Here is a 17403-nt window from a genome sequence, read left to right on the forward strand (position 1 = left end):
TTGCGCAGAAGTCTTACGATTGCGTAACACAACCGTTCGGTCATCTCCTAGTGACGCGCGAGGTCCAGAACGGTCACGACCTCTGACAGGCCGTAGCCGTTAAAGGCCGTGGTCATGGCCAGGGAATAGGCGCCAAGCCCCGGAAACAGAACGAAATCGCCGATCGCTGCATCCTCGGCCAGCGGAAGCCCATCCGGAAGGCGATCCAAGCTGTCACAGGTCGGGCCGAAGACAATGCGTGCTTGCGCAGGGCCCATGCGCCAGCTGCCATCAGCCGCAACCACATGCACCCGTTCCGGCAGGCCCATATCGCGGATATCAACCAAACCGCCGTAGATACCGTCGTTCAAGTATACTGTCTCACCACCCGGGCGAATTCCTTTTATCCCGGCTGCCAGGGTGAAAGCCTCGGAAACCATTGCACGGCCCGGCTCACAGATCAGCTTCGGTGCTTTGGTGCCAAAGGCCTTATCTACCGCATTGCGGATCGCTGTGAACACCGCTTCCAGATCCGGTGCCTCACCCGCCCGATGCGCAGCAAACCCGCCGCCAACATTCAATCGCGCAACCTGCACTCCGGCCCGGTCCACGATAGTCTTGGCCGCATGAATATATTCCACCCAAGCCGCCGCATCCTCACACTGTGTGCCGGGATGAAAGCACAGCGCCGGTGTCCAGCCCTCGGCTGTGACCCGCTGCAACAGCTTCACCGCGTCATCCGGGTTTGCACCGAACTTGCTCCCAAAATCATAGGCCGCACCAGCAACGGGCAAGGCAAAGCGCACGGCGATTTCGCGATCGCGCGGAACAGCAGCCAGCTTGTCCAATTCACTCTGACAATCCACAGACCAGCTGGTCACCCCATGGGCAATCCCCGCAGCAATTTCAGCGGCCGAGCGAACCGGATTGTTGTAATGCATATCGGCACGCGTGCTCACCGCCCGCACGGCCGCCATTTCCGCAGGCGACGCCACATCAAACCCAGACACCCCGGCGGCCACCAGATTGGACAAGACGGATGGGTGGGCATTGGCCTTCACCGCATAGGTCACGAAGCCGGGAAACCCGTCCAAAAACCGCTGAGCTGTGGCATGCAGAACCGACGGCGCAAAAAACAACACAGGGTGGTCCGGCGCGATGCGTGCCAAATAGGTTTCGGGATCACGCCAAAGCGCTGGGATATTCTGCATGGGAGGCCTCATCCTGTTTTCATCACGATCCCCCATGGGAACGTCGATTTCATGCGTCATATCGACTATAATGACGAAAAGATTCGTCTAATTATCAGGTGCCACATGCAAATTGACGATACCGACCAGAAACTGATGGCATTGTTGAAGGACAACGCCAGACAATCCGTCGCTGAACTGGCCCGCAAGCTGGATTTGGCGCGGACAACGGTCCAGGCGCGCTTGGAACGGCTTGAAACATCGGGCGCTATCGTGGGCTACACGCTGCGCAGCTCGCCTTTGATGCGCCCCCCCTTACAAGCCACTGTTTTGATTTCCGTTGAGCCGCGCGCCGCCCCCGGCGTGCTGGCGCGCCTGAAATCTCTGCCCGGTGTTCAGGTTGTACACACAACATCGGGGCGCTTTGACCTTTTGGCGCAGGTCGAAGCGCAAACGACCGAAGAGCTGGACCAAACCATCGATCACATTGCCGGTGCCCGAGGGGTCAGATCCTCGGAAAGTCTGATCCATCTGGCCACAAAAATAGACCGGATGGGAGGATGAACCCGCACATTCCGAGATTTGGCAACCTTATCTTAACCAAGTTTCGGGACGCTGAGGCCATACCCAACTCCTCCACTCCCAAGTCGCCCGGTCCGGCGCAGAAGCGCTAGGCGCTGCCAGACCGGGCGCACGAACTCTCCTTGCGTGCCAATCCCACCTTTCCCTTTGCGCCCCATTTCGATATGGGACTGAACAACCCGAAAATGATGTGATGCAGGACAGATTTCATGGCGATGGAAAAAGCATTTAACGCGGCCGAAGCAGAAGGCCGTCTGTTTGAAGCCTGGGAAAAGGCCGGATGTTTCAAGGCCGGCGCAAATGCAAAGCCCGAGGCCTCGACCTATTGCATCATGATCCCGCCGCCGAATGTGACCGGCGTCCTGCACATGGGGCATGCCTTCAACAACACCTTGCAGGATATCCTGATCCGGTGGAAACGCATGCAGGGTTTTGACACGCTGTGGCAGCCGGGCACGGACCACGCAGGCATCGCAACCCAAATGGTTGTTGAACGCGAATTGGCCAAGAACCAGGAACCCTCGCGCGCGGAACTGGGTCGTGAGAAGTTTCTGGAAAAAGTCTGGGCCTGGAAAGAGCAGTCCGGCGGCACCATCATCGGCCAGCTGAAGCGTCTTGGCGCGTCTTGTGATTTCGACCGCACCGCCTTCACTATGGCAGGCGCGCAGGGTGACACGCGTACGGGTCACGAGAATTCGCCGAACTTCCACGACGCGGTGATCAAGGTCTTTGTTGAGATGTACAACAAAGGTCTGATCTATCGCGGCAAACGTCTGGTGAACTGGGACCCGCATTTTGAAACCGCGATTTCCGACCTTGAGGTTGAGAACATCGAAGTAGCGGGCCACATGTGGCACTTCAAATACCCGCTGGCGGGCGGCGCGACCTATACCTATGTCGAAAAGGACGAGGACGGGAATGTCACGCTGAGCGAAGAGCGCGATTACATCTCAATCGCCACCACCCGGCCTGAAACCATGCTGGGCGACGGCGCGGTTGCGGTGCACCCGGATGATGAACGTTATGCGCCCATCGTGGGCAAGCTGGTGGAAATCCCGGTCGGCCCCAAGGAACACCGCCGCCTGATCCCGATCATCACCGATGAATACCCGGACATGAACTTTGGCTCCGGCGCGGTGAAGATCACCGGCGCCCATGACTTCAACGACTATCAGGTCGCCAAACGCGGCGGCATTCCGATGTACCGCCTGATGGACACCAAAGGCGCGATGCGTGCCGATGGCGCGCCCTACGCGGAAGAGGCCGCCAAAGCGCAGGCCCACGCAAAGGGTGCCGAGTTTACCGAGGGTGAGATCGACGCGATCAACCTGGTTCCGGACCATCTGCGCGGCCTCGACCGTTTTGAGGCGCGTAAAGCCGTGGTGGACGAGATCACAGCCGAAGGTCTCGCCGTGATGTCCGAGGTGACCAAAACCGTCAAAAGTGACGATGGTGAAGAGACCACACTCACCGAAACCATGCCAATGGTCGAGAACAAGCCGATCATGCAGCCCTTTGGCGACCGCTCCAAAGTTGTGATCGAGCCGATGCTGACCGACCAGTGGTTTGTCGACGCCGAAAAGGTTGTTGGCCCGGCGCTGGATGCGGTGCGCGATGGCCGTACCAAAATCCTGCCGGAGTCAGGTGAGAAGGTCTATTACCACTGGTTGGAAAACATCGAACCCTGGTGTATCTCTCGCCAGCTCTGGTGGGGTCACCAGATCCCGGTTTGGTATGGGCCGAGCAAAGAAACCCTTAAGCAGGCTCTAGAGGAGCACGCCCATCAAGCCGATCATCCTGATGAAGCATATCACTGGCGCTTCTCAGAAGACGTGGTGGCATTTTGCGGCGCAAATTCACAGCAAGCTGCGGATCAAGCACGCGCTTACTATGCGGATGTGCTTCCGGACAATGACAGTACTTTCTCTGCTGCAGACCGTATTGGAGCGTCACAAAGTTCCAACAATACCTTTGCGAGTAGTCTTCTTGTCTCCGGCGCCAATCAACCCATTGAAAACCTAAGCTGCAGCCTATCGTTGCACCGCGACCCCGACGTGCTGGACACCTGGTTCTCTTCCGGCCTCTGGCCGATTGGCACGCTGGGTTGGCCGGAATGGTCCGAGGACACCTCGAAATACTTCCCGACCTCTACATTGGTCACCGGTCAGGACATCCTGTTCTTCTGGGTTGCGCGGATGATGATGATGCAGCTGGCTGTGGTCGACGACATCCCGTTCGACACCGTCTACCTGCATGGCCTTGTGCGGGACGCCAAGGGCAAGAAGATGTCGAAATCCACCGGCAATGTGGTCGATCCGCTTGAGATCATTGACGAATACGGCGCCGATGCGCTGCGGTTCACCAATGCGGCGATGGCCTCGCTGGGTGGTGTGCTCAAACTCGACATGAAGCGGATCGAGGGTTATCGGAACTTTGTCACCAAACTGTGGCAGGCGTCCTCCTATGGCGACAGCCAGATTGACGCCTTCAGCGCGGAACGTGGTGCACAGCCGCCAGCGGCCACCCTGCCCCTCAACCGCTGGATCATTGGTGAGATCGCAAAACTGCGCGAAGAGGTCGACGCCGCATTCGAGGCCTTCCGGTTCAATGACGCGGCCAACGGGCTGTATGCCTTCTTCTGGAACACCTTCTGCGCGCGCTATCTGGAATTTACCAAGCCGATCTTCTTTGGCGAGGACCAGGCCGCCAAGGATGAAACACAGGCGGTTTACGCATGGGCCATCGATCAGGCGCTGATCCTGATGCACCCGATCATGCCGTTTGTCACCGAAGAGATCTGGAACGTGACTGAGGGCCGCGGGTTTGAAACCGGTGAAGCCTCCAAAATGCTCGCCCACGCACACTGGCCAAGCTACACCGCCGCCGATCTGGTGGATGCGGAGGCCGAAGCCGAGATGAACTGGGTCATCGCGGTCATCGACAATGTGCGATCTGCGCGGGCTGAGGTAAACGTGCCGGCCGGATCCAAAGTGCCGATGGTTGTGACCCAGATCGACACCCAAGGTCAGGCGTATTGGGACCGTAACGAGGCGCTGATCAAACGCTTTGCCCGGATCGAAAGCCTGACCGCCGTGGATGAAGCCCCAAAAGGCTGCATCGCCATCGCCGCGCCCGGTGCCACATTCGGCCTGCCGCTGGCAGAGATCATCGACGTGGCTAAGGAAAAGGCGCGTCTGGAGAAAAACCTCGGCAAACTCGCCAAGGAGTTGGGCGGTTTGCGCGGACGTCTGAACAACCCCAAATTCGCCGAATCCGCCCCTGCCGAAGTGGTGGCCGAGGCCCGCGAAAACCTCGCAGCGCGTGAGGAAGAAGAAGCCAAGATATCAGAGGCGCTGGCGCGTATTTCCGAAATCGCCTGATCCGGCCCATGCCCCAAAATGCGCCCGCCGTCACAGGTGGGCGCTTTTGTCTGTGGCACATGGCCCTGAGCGGACGGAGGGGAAGTTTCGGTACATTCTTCTCATTGCCTTTGATCACAAACTGGGCCAGCCTGCAGCGCATAGAGGAGAACCCAGATGCCAAAAGGCTATTGGATCGCCCACATAGATGTGGACGATATGGAGCGGTATAAGAGTTACATTGCGGCCAATGCGGCCCCGTTTGCACAGTTTGACGCCCGGTTTCTGGTGCGCAATGGGCAAAAAGAAGTGCGCGAAGGGGCTTTGCGCAGCCGCACAGTTGTGATCGAATTCAAGGATTACGAAACCGCGCGGGCTTGTTACGACTCGGTGGCCTATCAGGATGCCAAAGCGTTGCGCGACCCGGTCTCGACCGGGGATATGGAAATCATCGAAGGGTATGACGGCTGACACAAGCCGCTGATGTGAGGGCGTTTTAACCCATGCCAATGTTAAAGAAACTGTTCCAGGCCTTCCGGCCCGAAGCCCAACCCAACCTGCCCGATCCGGATGCAGAACTGGCCCTGGGGGCACTGTTGGTGCGTGTGGCACAGGGCGACCGCGCCTATCAGGTTGAAGAGATCAGCCTGATCGACCGCATTCTCGCGCGCCTTTACCAGCACAATGCAATTGAGGCCGCCAAGGTGCGCGCCACCTGCGAAAAGCTGCATGCAGCGGCACCGGACACCGACACATTCGGCCGCCTGATCCGCGAGACAACCGGGCTTGAAGAACGGCTCGCGGCGCTGGATGCGCTTTGGGAGGTTGTACTGGCGGATGGGGTTGAACGGGAAGGCGAAGTCGAAATCGTTGACGATGCCTGTCTGGCTATGGGCCTTTCGCTAAAAGACAACACCCGCGCGCGTGCAAGGGCGCGGTCCAAACTCTTTCCGGAAGATATTTTAAAATGATATTTCGTGACCTGTTAAACGTACTTTTGGATCCAGCCCCGCAACCGCTCAGCGACCGGGATGCGCGTATGGCACTGACCGCACTTCTGGTCCGGATCGCCCGTGCCGACCACAATTACGCAAATGTGGAAATGGACCGGATCGACCGGATCAATATGGCCCGCTACGGTCTGGATGTGGGCGGGGCGATCATTCTGCGTGAACAGGCCGAAGGATTGGAAGCGGAAGCACCGGATACGGTCCGTTTCACCCGCGCGATCAAGGACGCTGTCGCGTTGGAAGACCGAATCGCGGTGATCGAAGCCATGTGGCAAGTGGTGCTTGCAGATGGTGAAAGAGACGCCGCAGAAGACGCTTTGTTGCGCATGGCCGCCAATCTGCTGGGAATCAATGACGTCCAAAGCGCAGCCGCCCGGCATCGCGTCGAAGGGGCATTGCGCTAACCACAGGGGACCGCGCAATTTTAGTTCGATTTGTTCCATTCCGGAAGAATTTACCGACTATTTGACCGAACAGCGGAAACTCTATCCGGTTTGCCAGTTGCGTTTGGATGAATTTTTTGTCCAATAAGTCAGATCAGCATTGAAATGGACTGACTGACCTTGACCGAACCGACCCCTGTTCTTGAAATTCGCGGCCTGCACAAATCCTATGGCGACCTGGAAGTGATCAAGGGCGTTGATGTGCGCGCCAATCGGGGAGATGTCATCTCGCTGATCGGGTCCTCCGGTTCTGGAAAATCCACTCTGCTGCGATGCTGCAACCTTCTGGAAGACAGCCAACAGGGTGAAATCCTCTTTAAGGGGGAGCCCATCACATGGTCCGGAGCCGGGCACACGCGCCGTCCCGGCGACGCTAAACAGGTCATTCGCATCCGCACCAACCTGTCCATGGTGTTTCAGCAGTTTAACCTCTGGTCGCATATGACCATCCTGGAAAACGTGATGGAAGCGCCTGTCACGGTTCTAGGCCGCGACCGCGCCGAGGTTGAGGAAAAGGCACGTCATTACCTGGACAAAGTTGGCATCGGCGACAAATGTGATGTCTACCCTTCGCAGCTGTCTGGTGGCCAGCAACAACGGGCAGCCATCGCACGCGCGCTGTGCATGGAACCCGAAGCGCTGTTGTTTGACGAGCCGACCTCTGCCCTGGACCCCGAGCTGGAACAGGAAGTCATCAAAGTGATCAAAGACCTCGCGAACGAGGGCCGCACCATGCTGATCGTGACGCATGACATGGACATGGCCGCAGATATCTCAACCCATATCGTATTTTTGCACCAAGGTCTGGTCGAGGAAGAAGGCACGCCCGATCAGGTTTTCGCAAACACCCAATCCGAGCGACTGCGAAGCTTCCTAAAATCGACACGCCACGGATAACCACGAATAAGAAACGACAACAACCACCGGGAGTACTGTTAATGAAATCACTGATCTTGAGCACGGCCATTGCCGCAGTTGCGGGCACGATGGCCTTTGCCGATACCGTGCGTCTGGGAACCGAAGGTGCCTATGCGCCCTGGAACTTCCTCAATGATGCGGGCGAAGTTGACGGTTTTGAACGCGAGTTGGGCGATGAACTGTGCAAACGTGCAGAACTGACCTGCGAGTGGGTCACCAACGAATGGGATTCGATCATTCCCAACCTGACGTCCGGCAACTACGATGCCATTATCGCGGGCATGTCGATCACCGATGAGCGCGACGAAGTCATTGACTTCACCCAAGCCTACACCCCGCCAGACCCGTCCGTTTATGTTGCTCTGTCCGCGGATGTGGACCTCGAAGGCGGTGTCATTGCTGCGCAGGCAACCACCATTCAGGCGGCCTTCATCGCAGAGCAAGGCTGGACCGTTGTTGAATTTGCAACGCCTGAAGAAACCGTGGCAGCCGTGCGCAACGGCGAGGCAGATGCGGTTCTGGCGGACAAGAGCTTCCTGGACACTGTTCTGGATGGTGAGCTGGTGATGTTGGAGCGTACCGAACAGATCGGGGGCGGCGTTGGGCTTGGCCTGCGCGAATCCGATGGTGAGTTGCGCGCCAAATTCGACGCGGCAATCCAGTCGATGAAAGACGACGGCTCACTGAACGCGATGATCGCCAAATGGGAAGTGTCTTCCCAATGGTAATTTGATCCATTCGGATCTGGCAGGCCCGCCCTCCATGCGCGGGCCTGTTGCGTTTTCGTCCAGCCCACGCAGAGGGGCGCGACCAAAGAAAACGGGGATTATATGTTTTCCTACTGCACGGACCCATCCACGCTTGAAGGGCTCAAGTGGCTAAGCTGCTATCTGACCACAGGCAAGCACATGGGCTTTTATGCCTCCTTTGGCACAGTCCTTCTGCTTTTGGCCGTCACCGCGCCAACAGCGCTTTTGTTTGGCCTTGGCGGCGCAGTTGCCGCCCGCGCGCCTTTCGCGCCGCTCAGCTGGCTGGGACGTGGCTATATTGCAATTGTGCGCGGCGTGCCGGACATCGCATTCTTTCTCTTCTTTGTGATTGCCCTGGATCAGGGGATCGAATGGCTGCGTCACCAGGTCAAATGCCCGGATTGGTCTGACCCCATCCGCCAGGGCAGTGACTTTCTGGTCTGCGACATCGCCAAGATGCCACTGAACAGCGCCCCGCAATGGGTGCATGAGGTCTACGGCTTCTGGCTTGCAGTACTCACATTTGCCATCGTCTTTGGCGCGTTTGCGGCCAATGTGATTTATGGCGCGATGCAGGCGGTACCGCGTGCCCAGCTCGAAACGGCTGCCGCATACGGCATGACACCGCGCCAGGTCTTCCGCCGCGTGCTGTTGCCGCAAATGTGGACCTTCGCCCTGCCCGGCCTGTCCAACCTTTGGATGGTGCTGATCAAGGCAACGCCGCTTCTGTTCCTGCTTGGCGTCGAAGACATCGTCTATTGGGCACGCGAACTCGGTGGCACCAAGAACGCCAAGTTCACCGACTACCCGCATGGCGACTGGCGCATGTGGTATTTTCTGGCGCTCCTGATCTTTTACCTCGGCTTTACCAAAGTCTCTGAAATGGTTCTGGCCCGCATCACCACACGTCTGTCCCGCGGTCAGGCCACATTGGCAGGCGAAGCCCTGCGCAAGGCAGAGGGGTAAGTCATGAGCTGTATTGAAACCATCCAGGCCTATGCCTTCCGCTCCATCGGGTTTGGCGAGCGTCTCCTGCCGCGCAGCGACTTTACCCTGTGCGATCAGTTCACTCTGATCGGCTCAGGCATGCTGTGGAACATCTATTTCGGCACGCTGGCGATCATCTTTGGCTTTGTCTTTGCCAATATCCTGGCACTGGCGAAGAACTCTGCAAACCCGGTCTTTCGCAAGCCAGCCGAATGGTTTGTCTTTCTGTTCCGTGGCTCGCCACTCTTTATTCAGTTCTTCTTTGCCTACTTCTTGTTCCTGGAACTCAAATCAGTGTCGCCGCTGTTTGATTCCTTCACCGCAGCAGGTATTGGAGCGCTGATCGTCCTGTTTCTGAACACCTCTGCCTATTCTGCCGAGATCTTCTTTGGTGCGCTGCGATCCGTGCCCAAGAACGACATCGAGGCCGCAGATGCCTATGGGCTTTCGGGCTGGACACGGTTTCGCCGCATCATATGGCCCACCATGATGCGCCTCGCCTGGCCGTCCTACACAAACGAGGCGATCTTCCTGTTCCATGCCACCACATTGGTGTTCTTTTCGGGGTTCCCGGCATGGCGCCAACAGGGGGATGCGCTTTATTATGCAAGCTATTTCGCGGACAAGACGTTTAACCCCTTTGTCCCCTACCCGATCCTGGCGTTTTATTTCATTCTGTTGACTTTGCTTATCATCTCGCTCTTTGGCGTGGTGAACAGGCGTTTGAACAGGCACTTGCCGCAAACCCAGCGCACGCGAATGCGGTTCAAGATGAACCTGATCCGGTGACAAAAAAGAGGCGGCTCCCCCAGCGGGAGCCGTTTTCATGTAACCTGCGCGCAAACTTTTGATCAAATTTCCTTGTCCTCCCCCCAAGACCTCCGCTAGGCTACGTTCAAAGTACAAGGGACGCTTCATGGATATCAGCAGTCTTTCCACCATCCGCCTTGGCTGTGTCGATCTGAACGGGATCTGGCGTGGCAAACGTCTTGCCAGTGCTCAGGCCGGAAAACTGGACACAGGTGGCGTGCGGATGCCGTTCTCCGCGCTGAACGTCGACATCTTTGGCCGCGACATTGAGAACTCTCCACTGGTGTTTGAAAGTGGCGATGCCGATGGTGTGCTGCTGCCCACCGATCGCGGCGCGGTGCCAATGCCCTGGCTGGGCGCCCCTACCGCGTTGGTTCCCATGATGATGTACCACGAGGACGGCGCTCCCTTTTATGGCGACCCGCGTCAGGCGCTGATCCATATTCTGGACCGGTTTGAAGCGCGCGGCTGGCAGGTCATGGCCGGCACCGAAATGGAGTTCTGCCTGATCGACGACAGCAGCGACGCGCCGCAACCTCCGGCAAACCCGCTGACCGGTCGTATGCTTTCTCATCAGGAAGTGCTGTCGCTGGCTGAACTTGACGCCTTTGACGCGTTTTTCACCGATCTTTACGACGGCTGCGCGGCCATGGGCATTCCGGCGCAGGCCGCAATCTCGGAAGCCGGGCTGGGACAGTTTGAGGTAAACCTCAACCACCAGAACGCCTTGCGCGCCGCAGATGATGCTGTGTTGTTCAAAACTCTGGTCCGGGGCGTGGCCCGCAAACACGGGTTTGCCGCCAGCTTCATGGCAAAGCCTTACGCAGATGAGGCCGGGAATGGTCTTCATGTGCATTTCTCGGTGGTGGATCAGGATGGCAATAATGTCTTTGATGATGGCGGCGACAGCGGCACCGATCTGCTGCGCCATGCGGTGGCGGGCTGTCTGGCCGTCATGCCCGCCAGCACGCTGATCTTTGCGCCGCACCTCAACTCATATGATCGGCTGGTGCCGGGCGCACACGCTCCTACAGCGGCACTTTGGGGGTATGAAAACCGCACCACCGCCTTGCGTATTCCCGGCGGCTCCTCCAAAGCGCGGCGGATTGAACATCGCACAGCAGGTGGTGACATAAACCCCTATCTCATGCTGGCCGCCGTCCTCGGAGCGGCAATCACCGGAATCGAGGATCAGATGAAGCCGCCCGCGCCGATTTCCGGCGACGCCTATCAGGTGACAAACGCCCCGCAACTCGCCCCGGATTGGAAAAGCGCCATCACATGGTTCGAACAGGATACGCTGATGGCGCGTATCCTGCCGACTGAGACAATCCGAAACCTGGCCATGACCAAACGCCAAGAGCTGCAAAGCTTTGCAGATCTGGCTCCTCAGTCGCATTGGCAAGTGCTATTGGAAGCCGTGTGAACCGTCGGCGCCTTTCGGTTCGAAGCAAAGTTTTGATCAAATTTGGTGACCCATGAAAATTGGCATTCTGCAGACTGGCCATTCTCCTGAGGAGATGAAGCAAACCCACGGCAATTACGACGAGATGTTCTACCGTCTTCTCGAAGGCCACGGCTTCTCGTTCCAGAACTTCCCCGTTCTGGACGGAATTTTTCCCAAAGGCCCTGATCAGGCCGATGGCTGGCTGATCACCGGGTCCAAACATGGCGTTTATGAGGACCACAATTGGATTCCCCCGCTCGAAGAGCTGATCCGCAAAATCCACGCCAAGGGCCTTCCCATGGTGGGTGTCTGCTTTGGGCATCAGATCATCGCGCAAGCTCTGGGCGGCAAGGTTGAAAAATTTGAAGGTGGCTGGGCCATCGGGCGCACCACCTATGACCTCGAGGGGGAAACTGTGGCGTTGAACGCCTGGCATCAGGATCAGGTTGTAAAGCGTCCCGAAGGGGCGGCTGTGGTTGGCAGCAACGATTTCTGCGAAAACGCAATGCTGGCCTATGGTGACACCATCTGGACCATCCAGCCACATCCAGAGTTCGATGCGGGCTTTATTGACGGCCTGATCCGGTTCCGCGGCAAGGGCGTAGTGCCCGATACACAGCTTGCCGCCGCCAGCGAACATCTGGACGAACCCGTCCACAATGGCGACATTGCCAACCGCATCGCCACATTCTTTAAACAAGTGAGGTCCTAATGGCCGATTGGTTCAAACACATGCCGCAGGCGGCAGTTGATTATCTGGACGGGAAACGTCTGGATGAGGTGGAGTGTATCATCTCGGACCTGCCCGGCATTGCGCGCGGAAAGGCGGTGCCTGCGTCCAAATTTGCGCGCCAGGACTATTTCCACCTACCCGACAGCATCTTTTATCAAACGGTAACCGGTGATTGGGCTGATGCTGCGGATGACGACGGCTGGATCGAGAAGGACATGACCCTGCGGCCCGATTTCTCTACCGTTTCAGCGGCGCCCTGGACCGGAGACTGGACACTGCAAGTGATCCACGACGCCTATGACCGCGACGGTGCGCCCATCCCCTATTCTCCACGCAATGTTTTGAAACGGGTGGTCGAACTTTATCGTGCCAAAGGCTGGGAGCCGGTGGTAGCACCCGAGATGGAGTTTTACCTCGTGGCCCGCAACACGGATCCGGGCCGCGAGATCCAGCCAATGATGGGCCGCTCTGGCCGTCCAGCGGCCGCGCGTCAGGCCTATTCAATGACGGCCGTGGATGAATTCGGCCCCGTCATCGACGACATCTATGACTTTGCCGAACACCAGGGTTTTGAAATCGACGGCATCACGCAGGAAGGCGGTGCAGGCCAGCTGGAGATCAACCTCCGCCACGGTGATCCGGTGAAACTGGCGGATGAGGTCTTTTACTTCAAACGGCTGATCCGCGAAGCCGCGCTGCGCCATGACTGCTTTGCCACCTTTATGGCCAAACCGATCGCGGACGAGCCGGGCTCAGCCATGCACATCCATCATTCGATCCTGGATACAGCAACCGGAGACAACATCTTTTCGGGGCCGCAGGGTGGAGAGACCGACGCGTTTTATCACTTTATCGCCGGCCTTCAGAACCACCTGCCAGCCGGGCTTGCGGTTATGGCACCCTATGTGAACTCCTATCGCCGGTATGTGAAAGAGCACGCCGCGCCGATTAATCTGGAATGGGCGCGGGACAACCGGACAACCGGTATCCGAATTCCACTTTCCCCGCCTGCCGCGCGCCGGGTCGAAAACCGGATTGCAGGTATGGACTGCAATCCTTACCTCGGCATCGCTCTGTCACTGGCTTGCGGCTATCTTGGCCTGATCAAGGAAGAGCGCCCGCGCAAGCAGTTCAAGGGCAATGCCTATGAGGGCGACGGCGATATTCCACAGGTTATGGGCCAGGCGCTTGACCTCTTTGACGAGGCGCATGAACTGCGCGCGGTTCTCGGTGAAGAATTTGCCCGCGTCTACTCCATTGTCAAACGCGCAGAATATGAAGAGTTCCTGCAGGTGATTTCTCCTTGGGAACGCGAGCACCTGCTTCTGAACGTGTGATCAGCACAGTCAGTACCGTTTCATGCGACCCGCCGCTGCACCGCGGCGGGTGATTTCGCAACACAGGCACAAAATATCACACAAAGTGAAGCCGTTCTTCCGCTTTGTCTTGGATTCTTCATTTGCTTGTTTTAGGTTTTTGAAAGACTAAATTCAGGATTTTGAAACATGCAGCAAATTCCCAATGTTCACGAGGCTGAGCCTATCCCCGAAGCCGCCCGCGCTGAGATTGACGCGCTGCTGCAATCAGGGGATCTCTTCCGCTATACGGCTCCTGAAAATGCACCAGTAACTCTGCTGGAACAGGATTTCGCCAAGCTTTTGGGCACAAAATACGCGCTGGCCGTATCCTCCTGCTCGGCAGCTCTCTTTCTGTCGCTCAAAGCGCTTGGCCTGCCCCGAGATTCCCGCGTGTTGATCCCGGGCTTCACCTTTGCGGCCGTGCCATCGGCCGTTGTACACGCAGATTGCGTTCCTGTTCTGTGTGAAGTCGCCGACAACTACCGCATCGATATGGCCGATTTCGAAGCCAAGTTGGACCAGGATATTCAAGCTGTCATTATCAGCCATATGCGCGGCCATACCTCTGACATGGATGCGATCATGGCGCTTTGCAACGCGCGCGGTATTCCCGTGGTGGAGGACGCGGCGCACTCATTGGGAACCACTTGGCATGGCCGGAACATCGGCACCATTGGCAAAGTTGGCTGTTTCTCGTTCCAAAGCTACAAGATGATCAACGCGGGGGAAGGTGGCATCCTGATCACCGATGACGCCGATCTGGTGGCTCAGGCGGTAATCATGTCCGGCGCCTACGAACATAACTGGAAAAAGCACAAAGGCCCGGAAGGTCAGAACGATCCAGAGCTTGCCGAGGCTTTTGCCAGATGGCAAAATCAGCTGCCGCTTTATAACCTTCGCATGTCGAACCTGTCGGCGGTCGTGATCCGACCACAGATCCCGGAATTGGCACGCCGTGTGACCGATGGGCTGGCAAACCATGACTATGTGGCTGAGCAGCTCAACACCCATGCCCATTTCCACGTCCCAGCCCCCCTACTGCCCGAACGCCGTGCGCCCGATTCGATCCAGTTCAATCTGGTCAATCTGACAGACGCACAGATCGAGGCGTTTTCAGAAGCCTCTGCAGCGCGTGGGGTAAAGGTGCAGATCTTTGGCCGCTCTAACGACAATGCCCGGGCCTTCTGGAACTGGCAATTCATGGGAGAGGTTCCAGAGCTGCCGCAAACACGCGCCATGTTGATGAATGCCTGTGATGTGCGCCTACCGGTACGCCTGACACGCGACGAACTGGATGCAATCCTCTCGGTTTTGACCGGCGCCATGGACGACACATTGGCCAAAGCCGCCGCCTGATCCAGAGCGCGCAACCGCGCCGCGCCTATGCGCGGCGCGTGGCCCAACTGTGCAGGGAGATCTCTGATCGCCCCCAAACAGGCGGGAGCTCCCGCCCCTTTGACATGGCAGTAAACTGCCCTGCCAAAGCGTTGGGCGTTGCACCGCGCAAGCGCGGTGCGGGCGCTTCAAATACGCGGCATTCCGCAATCCGGCTAAACAGAAAAGGGCTGCCCCGTCACCGGAGCAGCCCTTTTTCGATCCTTCCTCCAGAACAGGTCAGATCGTTTTACTTTAACTTGGACAATTTATCCTGAAGCTCCGCCAGTTGCTTCTTGATCGTATCCAGATCATCGCCTTCAGCTGCGCCCCCTTCGCGTTCAGAGCCCGCAGCCCCTGTCCAGCCACCGGAGAACCCCCCGGTCATTGCTTTCAAAAACGCTTCTTGTTGCGCCTTCATCGCTTCGAACCCGGGAATTTGAGCCATCGGATTAATCACGCTCATATTCTCCATCATCTTTTCCTGACTGTTGCGCAGCATATCAAAAGATGACTGCAGGAAGTGCGGCATCACCCCGCCTCCCGGCACCATATAGCTGCGCACCAGATCATTCAGCACATCCACGGGCAGGACGTTTTCCCCCCGGCTCTCATGCTCTGCAATAATCTGTAGCAAATACTGTCTGGTCAGATCATCACCAGATTTCAGGTCGACAATCTGCACCTCGCGCCCTTCGCGAATAAACCCCGCTATATCCTCCAGCGTGACGTAATCACTGGTCTCCGTATTGTAGAGCCTGCGACTGGCATAGCGTTTAATAAGCAATGGGCTGTCCTGATCCGCCATATTTTCCCTCTCAAGACCATGGTGCGATGCAGAAAAGCCTATGCGAGCGCAGAACAAAAGGAAAGACTTCCTTGGAACTTCAGAATTTTCACCAAAGTTGGTCTTGCGGAGAACGCAGCGAACACGGCCCTTGACCTAAACCTAACTTCAAGTTTTATCACCAGATCCGCATAACAGGTAGATGAGAGGTTCCCATGCGGATTGTAGTACTTGGAGGCACAGGAAGCATCGGCACAGCTGTAACGCGACAGCTGGTCTCGGAAGGTCATGAGGTGACCGGGGTTGCACGTTCGGATCGCGCGGCACGGCACTTGGAAGACCTCGGCGCGCGACCAGCCCTAGGGGACATTCTGAACCCACACAGCTGGTCGCATCTTTTGGTGAAAGCGGATGTCTTGGTGCATCTTGCTGCAACCTTTGACAACCAGATGGCCCGTGCCGACCATAATGTGACACAGACTCTTTTGGCATGTGCCCGTCTCCGCAGCCATCCTTTGCGGGTGCTTTATACCGGCGGGTGCTGGCTTTATGGCGAAACCGGAGAGCAGGTTGCCAATGAACGCCGCCCCCTGCGTCCGATTGAGCCGTTTTCTTTTATGCGCACACACGCGGGGCAGTTGAATACCGCGGGCAATCTCTCTGTCGCCACGGTCCATCCGGCGCTTGTCTACCACGGATCAAAGAACACCCCAGGCGGTGCGTTTCAGCGCCTCATCGACGCCGCGCAGACACCGGACCCGATTGAGATCTGGGGCAGCATCCATACGCGCTGGCCCTTGGTCGAACGCAATGACCTCGCCGCCGCTTATGCTGCGCTGGCCCTGCGGCCGGATTTAACCGGCCCGTTCAACGTAGCCGCCGAGCAAGGGGTTCCCGTGCGCGAGATTATGCAAGAAATCTGCCTGCGCTACGGCCATGATGGAAGCTACGTCGTGCGCAGCGAGGCTTATGTAAAACGTAATTTTGGTTCCCTGGCAGCAGGCCCCATGCTGGACCAGCAGATGGACGCAACAAAGATCAAATGCGCCACCGGCTGGAAACCGGTGGCATCGGATTTCCGCAGCCAGGCGTTTTGAACTCTCCCTTCAAAACGAAAAAGGACAGGCGCGCAGCCTGTCCTTTCTTCACGCACGGAACGGTTGGGAGGAGAGCTTGTTCCGAAGCGCGGCCGTTGGAATTAAGCGGCAGTCGCTTTTTTCGCTGCGGTGGTCACCTCTTCGGTGGCCTTTTTAACAGCAGCGGTTGCTTCTTCGCTCATGTCTTTGCCAGCTGCCATCAGCAGTTCAACAGTGTCCATCTGAACTTTTTTCGCGATCTCAGCAAAAGCGGCCATGTTCTCTGCGGCGGTTTCAGCGGAAGCAGACGCCAGATCGGTCGCTACTTTTGCGTATTCCGCAGGCTCAGTTTTGGCTTTTGCCATTTCGCCCATTTTGGACAGCGCGTCTTTGGTCCAGGTGGTGGACAGTTCAGCAGATTTTTCAGCCGCGTCCAGAGCAACACCCGCCAGCTTTTCATTCAGCGCTGCAGTGTTTTTGAATGCGTCTTCCAGAGCAGCGGTGTCTACCGGAAATGCGCCCATCATTTCTTTCATGAACGCGGTGAAATCTTGGGTCTTAGCCATTGGTCGTAATCCTCTAGATGTATCGCGGGGCGCTT

At 57.5% G+C, this 17403-nt stretch carries 17 protein-coding genes; 14 read left to right on the plus strand and 3 right to left on the minus strand.

Going from position 1 to position 17403, the window contains the following annotated elements:
• Positions 1 to 47: 47 nt before the first annotated feature.
• A complete protein-coding gene (locus ACXAEW_RS17695) occupies positions 48 to 1190 on the minus strand; it encodes a type III PLP-dependent enzyme (RefSeq protein ID WP_474942586.1) in 1143 nt (380 codons plus the stop codon).
• 105 nt (positions 1191 to 1295) lie between these two features.
• Here ACXAEW_RS17695 and ACXAEW_RS17700 point away from each other — a divergent pair, with 105 nt between their 5' ends.
• The 13 genes from ACXAEW_RS17700 (at position 1296) to ACXAEW_RS17760 (ending at position 14921) form a co-directional block, all read left to right on the plus strand.
• Complete coding sequence (locus ACXAEW_RS17700; RefSeq protein WP_474942587.1) at positions 1296 to 1733, plus strand: Lrp/AsnC family transcriptional regulator; 438 nt, start codon at positions 1296 to 1298, stop codon at positions 1731 to 1733.
• A gap of 227 nt (positions 1734 to 1960) precedes the next feature.
• Entirely contained in the window at positions 1961 to 5131 is a 3171-nt protein-coding gene (locus ACXAEW_RS17705) for a valine--tRNA ligase (protein ID WP_474942588.1), read from the plus strand.
• Between the two features lie 156 nt (positions 5132 to 5287).
• Positions 5288 to 5581 (plus strand): DUF1330 domain-containing protein, encoded by a 294-nt coding sequence (locus ACXAEW_RS17710; protein ID WP_474942589.1) that lies wholly within the window; start codon positions 5288 to 5290, stop codon positions 5579 to 5581.
• Positions 5582 to 5619: 38 nt separating this feature from the next.
• Entirely contained in the window at positions 5620 to 6081 is a 462-nt protein-coding gene (locus ACXAEW_RS17715) for a tellurite resistance TerB family protein (RefSeq protein ID WP_474943064.1), read from the plus strand.
• Positions 6078 to 6524, plus strand: a complete 447-nt coding sequence (locus tag ACXAEW_RS17720; RefSeq protein ID WP_474942590.1) for a tellurite resistance TerB family protein — start codon at positions 6078 to 6080, stop codon at positions 6522 to 6524. The genes ACXAEW_RS17715 and ACXAEW_RS17720 overlap by 4 nt, the downstream gene beginning before the upstream one ends.
• Before the next feature lie 159 nt (positions 6525 to 6683).
• On the plus strand, positions 6684 to 7460 hold the full coding sequence (locus ACXAEW_RS17725) for an ABC transporter ATP-binding protein (RefSeq protein ID WP_474942591.1): 777 nt from the start codon (positions 6684 to 6686) through the stop codon (positions 7458 to 7460).
• A gap of 41 nt (positions 7461 to 7501) precedes the next feature.
• Positions 7502 to 8209, plus strand: coding sequence for a transporter substrate-binding domain-containing protein (locus ACXAEW_RS17730; protein WP_474942592.1), 708 nt, complete (start codon positions 7502 to 7504; stop codon positions 8207 to 8209).
• A 102-nt stretch (positions 8210 to 8311) separates the two neighbouring features.
• A complete protein-coding gene (locus tag ACXAEW_RS17735) occupies positions 8312 to 9196 on the plus strand; it encodes an ABC transporter permease (RefSeq protein WP_474942593.1) in 885 nt (294 codons plus the stop codon).
• Positions 9197 to 9199: 3 nt separating this feature from the next.
• Positions 9200 to 10006, plus strand: a complete 807-nt coding sequence (locus tag ACXAEW_RS17740) for an ABC transporter permease (protein ID WP_474942594.1) — start codon at positions 9200 to 9202, stop codon at positions 10004 to 10006.
• A gap of 127 nt (positions 10007 to 10133) precedes the next feature.
• Positions 10134 to 11453: a glutamine synthetase family protein gene (locus ACXAEW_RS17745; RefSeq protein WP_474942595.1), complete on the plus strand. Its 1320-nt coding sequence runs from the start codon at positions 10134 to 10136 to the stop codon at positions 11451 to 11453.
• 52 nt (positions 11454 to 11505) lie between these two features.
• On the plus strand, positions 11506 to 12186 hold the full coding sequence (locus ACXAEW_RS17750) for a type 1 glutamine amidotransferase (RefSeq protein ID WP_474942596.1): 681 nt from the start codon (positions 11506 to 11508) through the stop codon (positions 12184 to 12186).
• Positions 12186 to 13544: a glutamine synthetase family protein gene (locus ACXAEW_RS17755; protein WP_474942597.1), complete on the plus strand. Its 1359-nt coding sequence runs from the start codon at positions 12186 to 12188 to the stop codon at positions 13542 to 13544. The genes ACXAEW_RS17750 and ACXAEW_RS17755 overlap by 1 nt, the downstream gene beginning before the upstream one ends.
• Before the next feature lie 168 nt (positions 13545 to 13712).
• Positions 13713 to 14921 (plus strand): DegT/DnrJ/EryC1/StrS family aminotransferase, encoded by a 1209-nt coding sequence (locus ACXAEW_RS17760; protein WP_474942598.1) that lies wholly within the window; start codon positions 13713 to 13715, stop codon positions 14919 to 14921.
• Between the two features lie 268 nt (positions 14922 to 15189).
• On the opposite strand, the gene phaR is transcribed toward ACXAEW_RS17760, so the two are convergent.
• Positions 15190 to 15747, minus strand: coding sequence for a polyhydroxyalkanoate synthesis repressor PhaR (gene phaR / locus ACXAEW_RS17765; RefSeq protein ID WP_474942599.1), 558 nt, complete (start codon positions 15745 to 15747; stop codon positions 15190 to 15192).
• Between the two features lie 194 nt (positions 15748 to 15941).
• Between phaR and ACXAEW_RS17770 the strand changes: the two genes are divergently transcribed.
• Complete coding sequence (locus tag ACXAEW_RS17770; protein ID WP_474942600.1) at positions 15942 to 16823, plus strand: NAD-dependent epimerase/dehydratase family protein; 882 nt, start codon at positions 15942 to 15944, stop codon at positions 16821 to 16823.
• A 101-nt stretch (positions 16824 to 16924) separates the two neighbouring features.
• Here ACXAEW_RS17770 and ACXAEW_RS17775 read toward each other — a convergent pair whose 3' ends face one another.
• A complete protein-coding gene (locus ACXAEW_RS17775) occupies positions 16925 to 17368 on the minus strand; it encodes a phasin family protein (RefSeq protein ID WP_474942601.1) in 444 nt (147 codons plus the stop codon).
• Between the last annotated feature and the right edge of the window lie 35 nt (positions 17369 to 17403).

The organism is Epibacterium sp. ABZ3_068 (assembly GCF_056159265.1).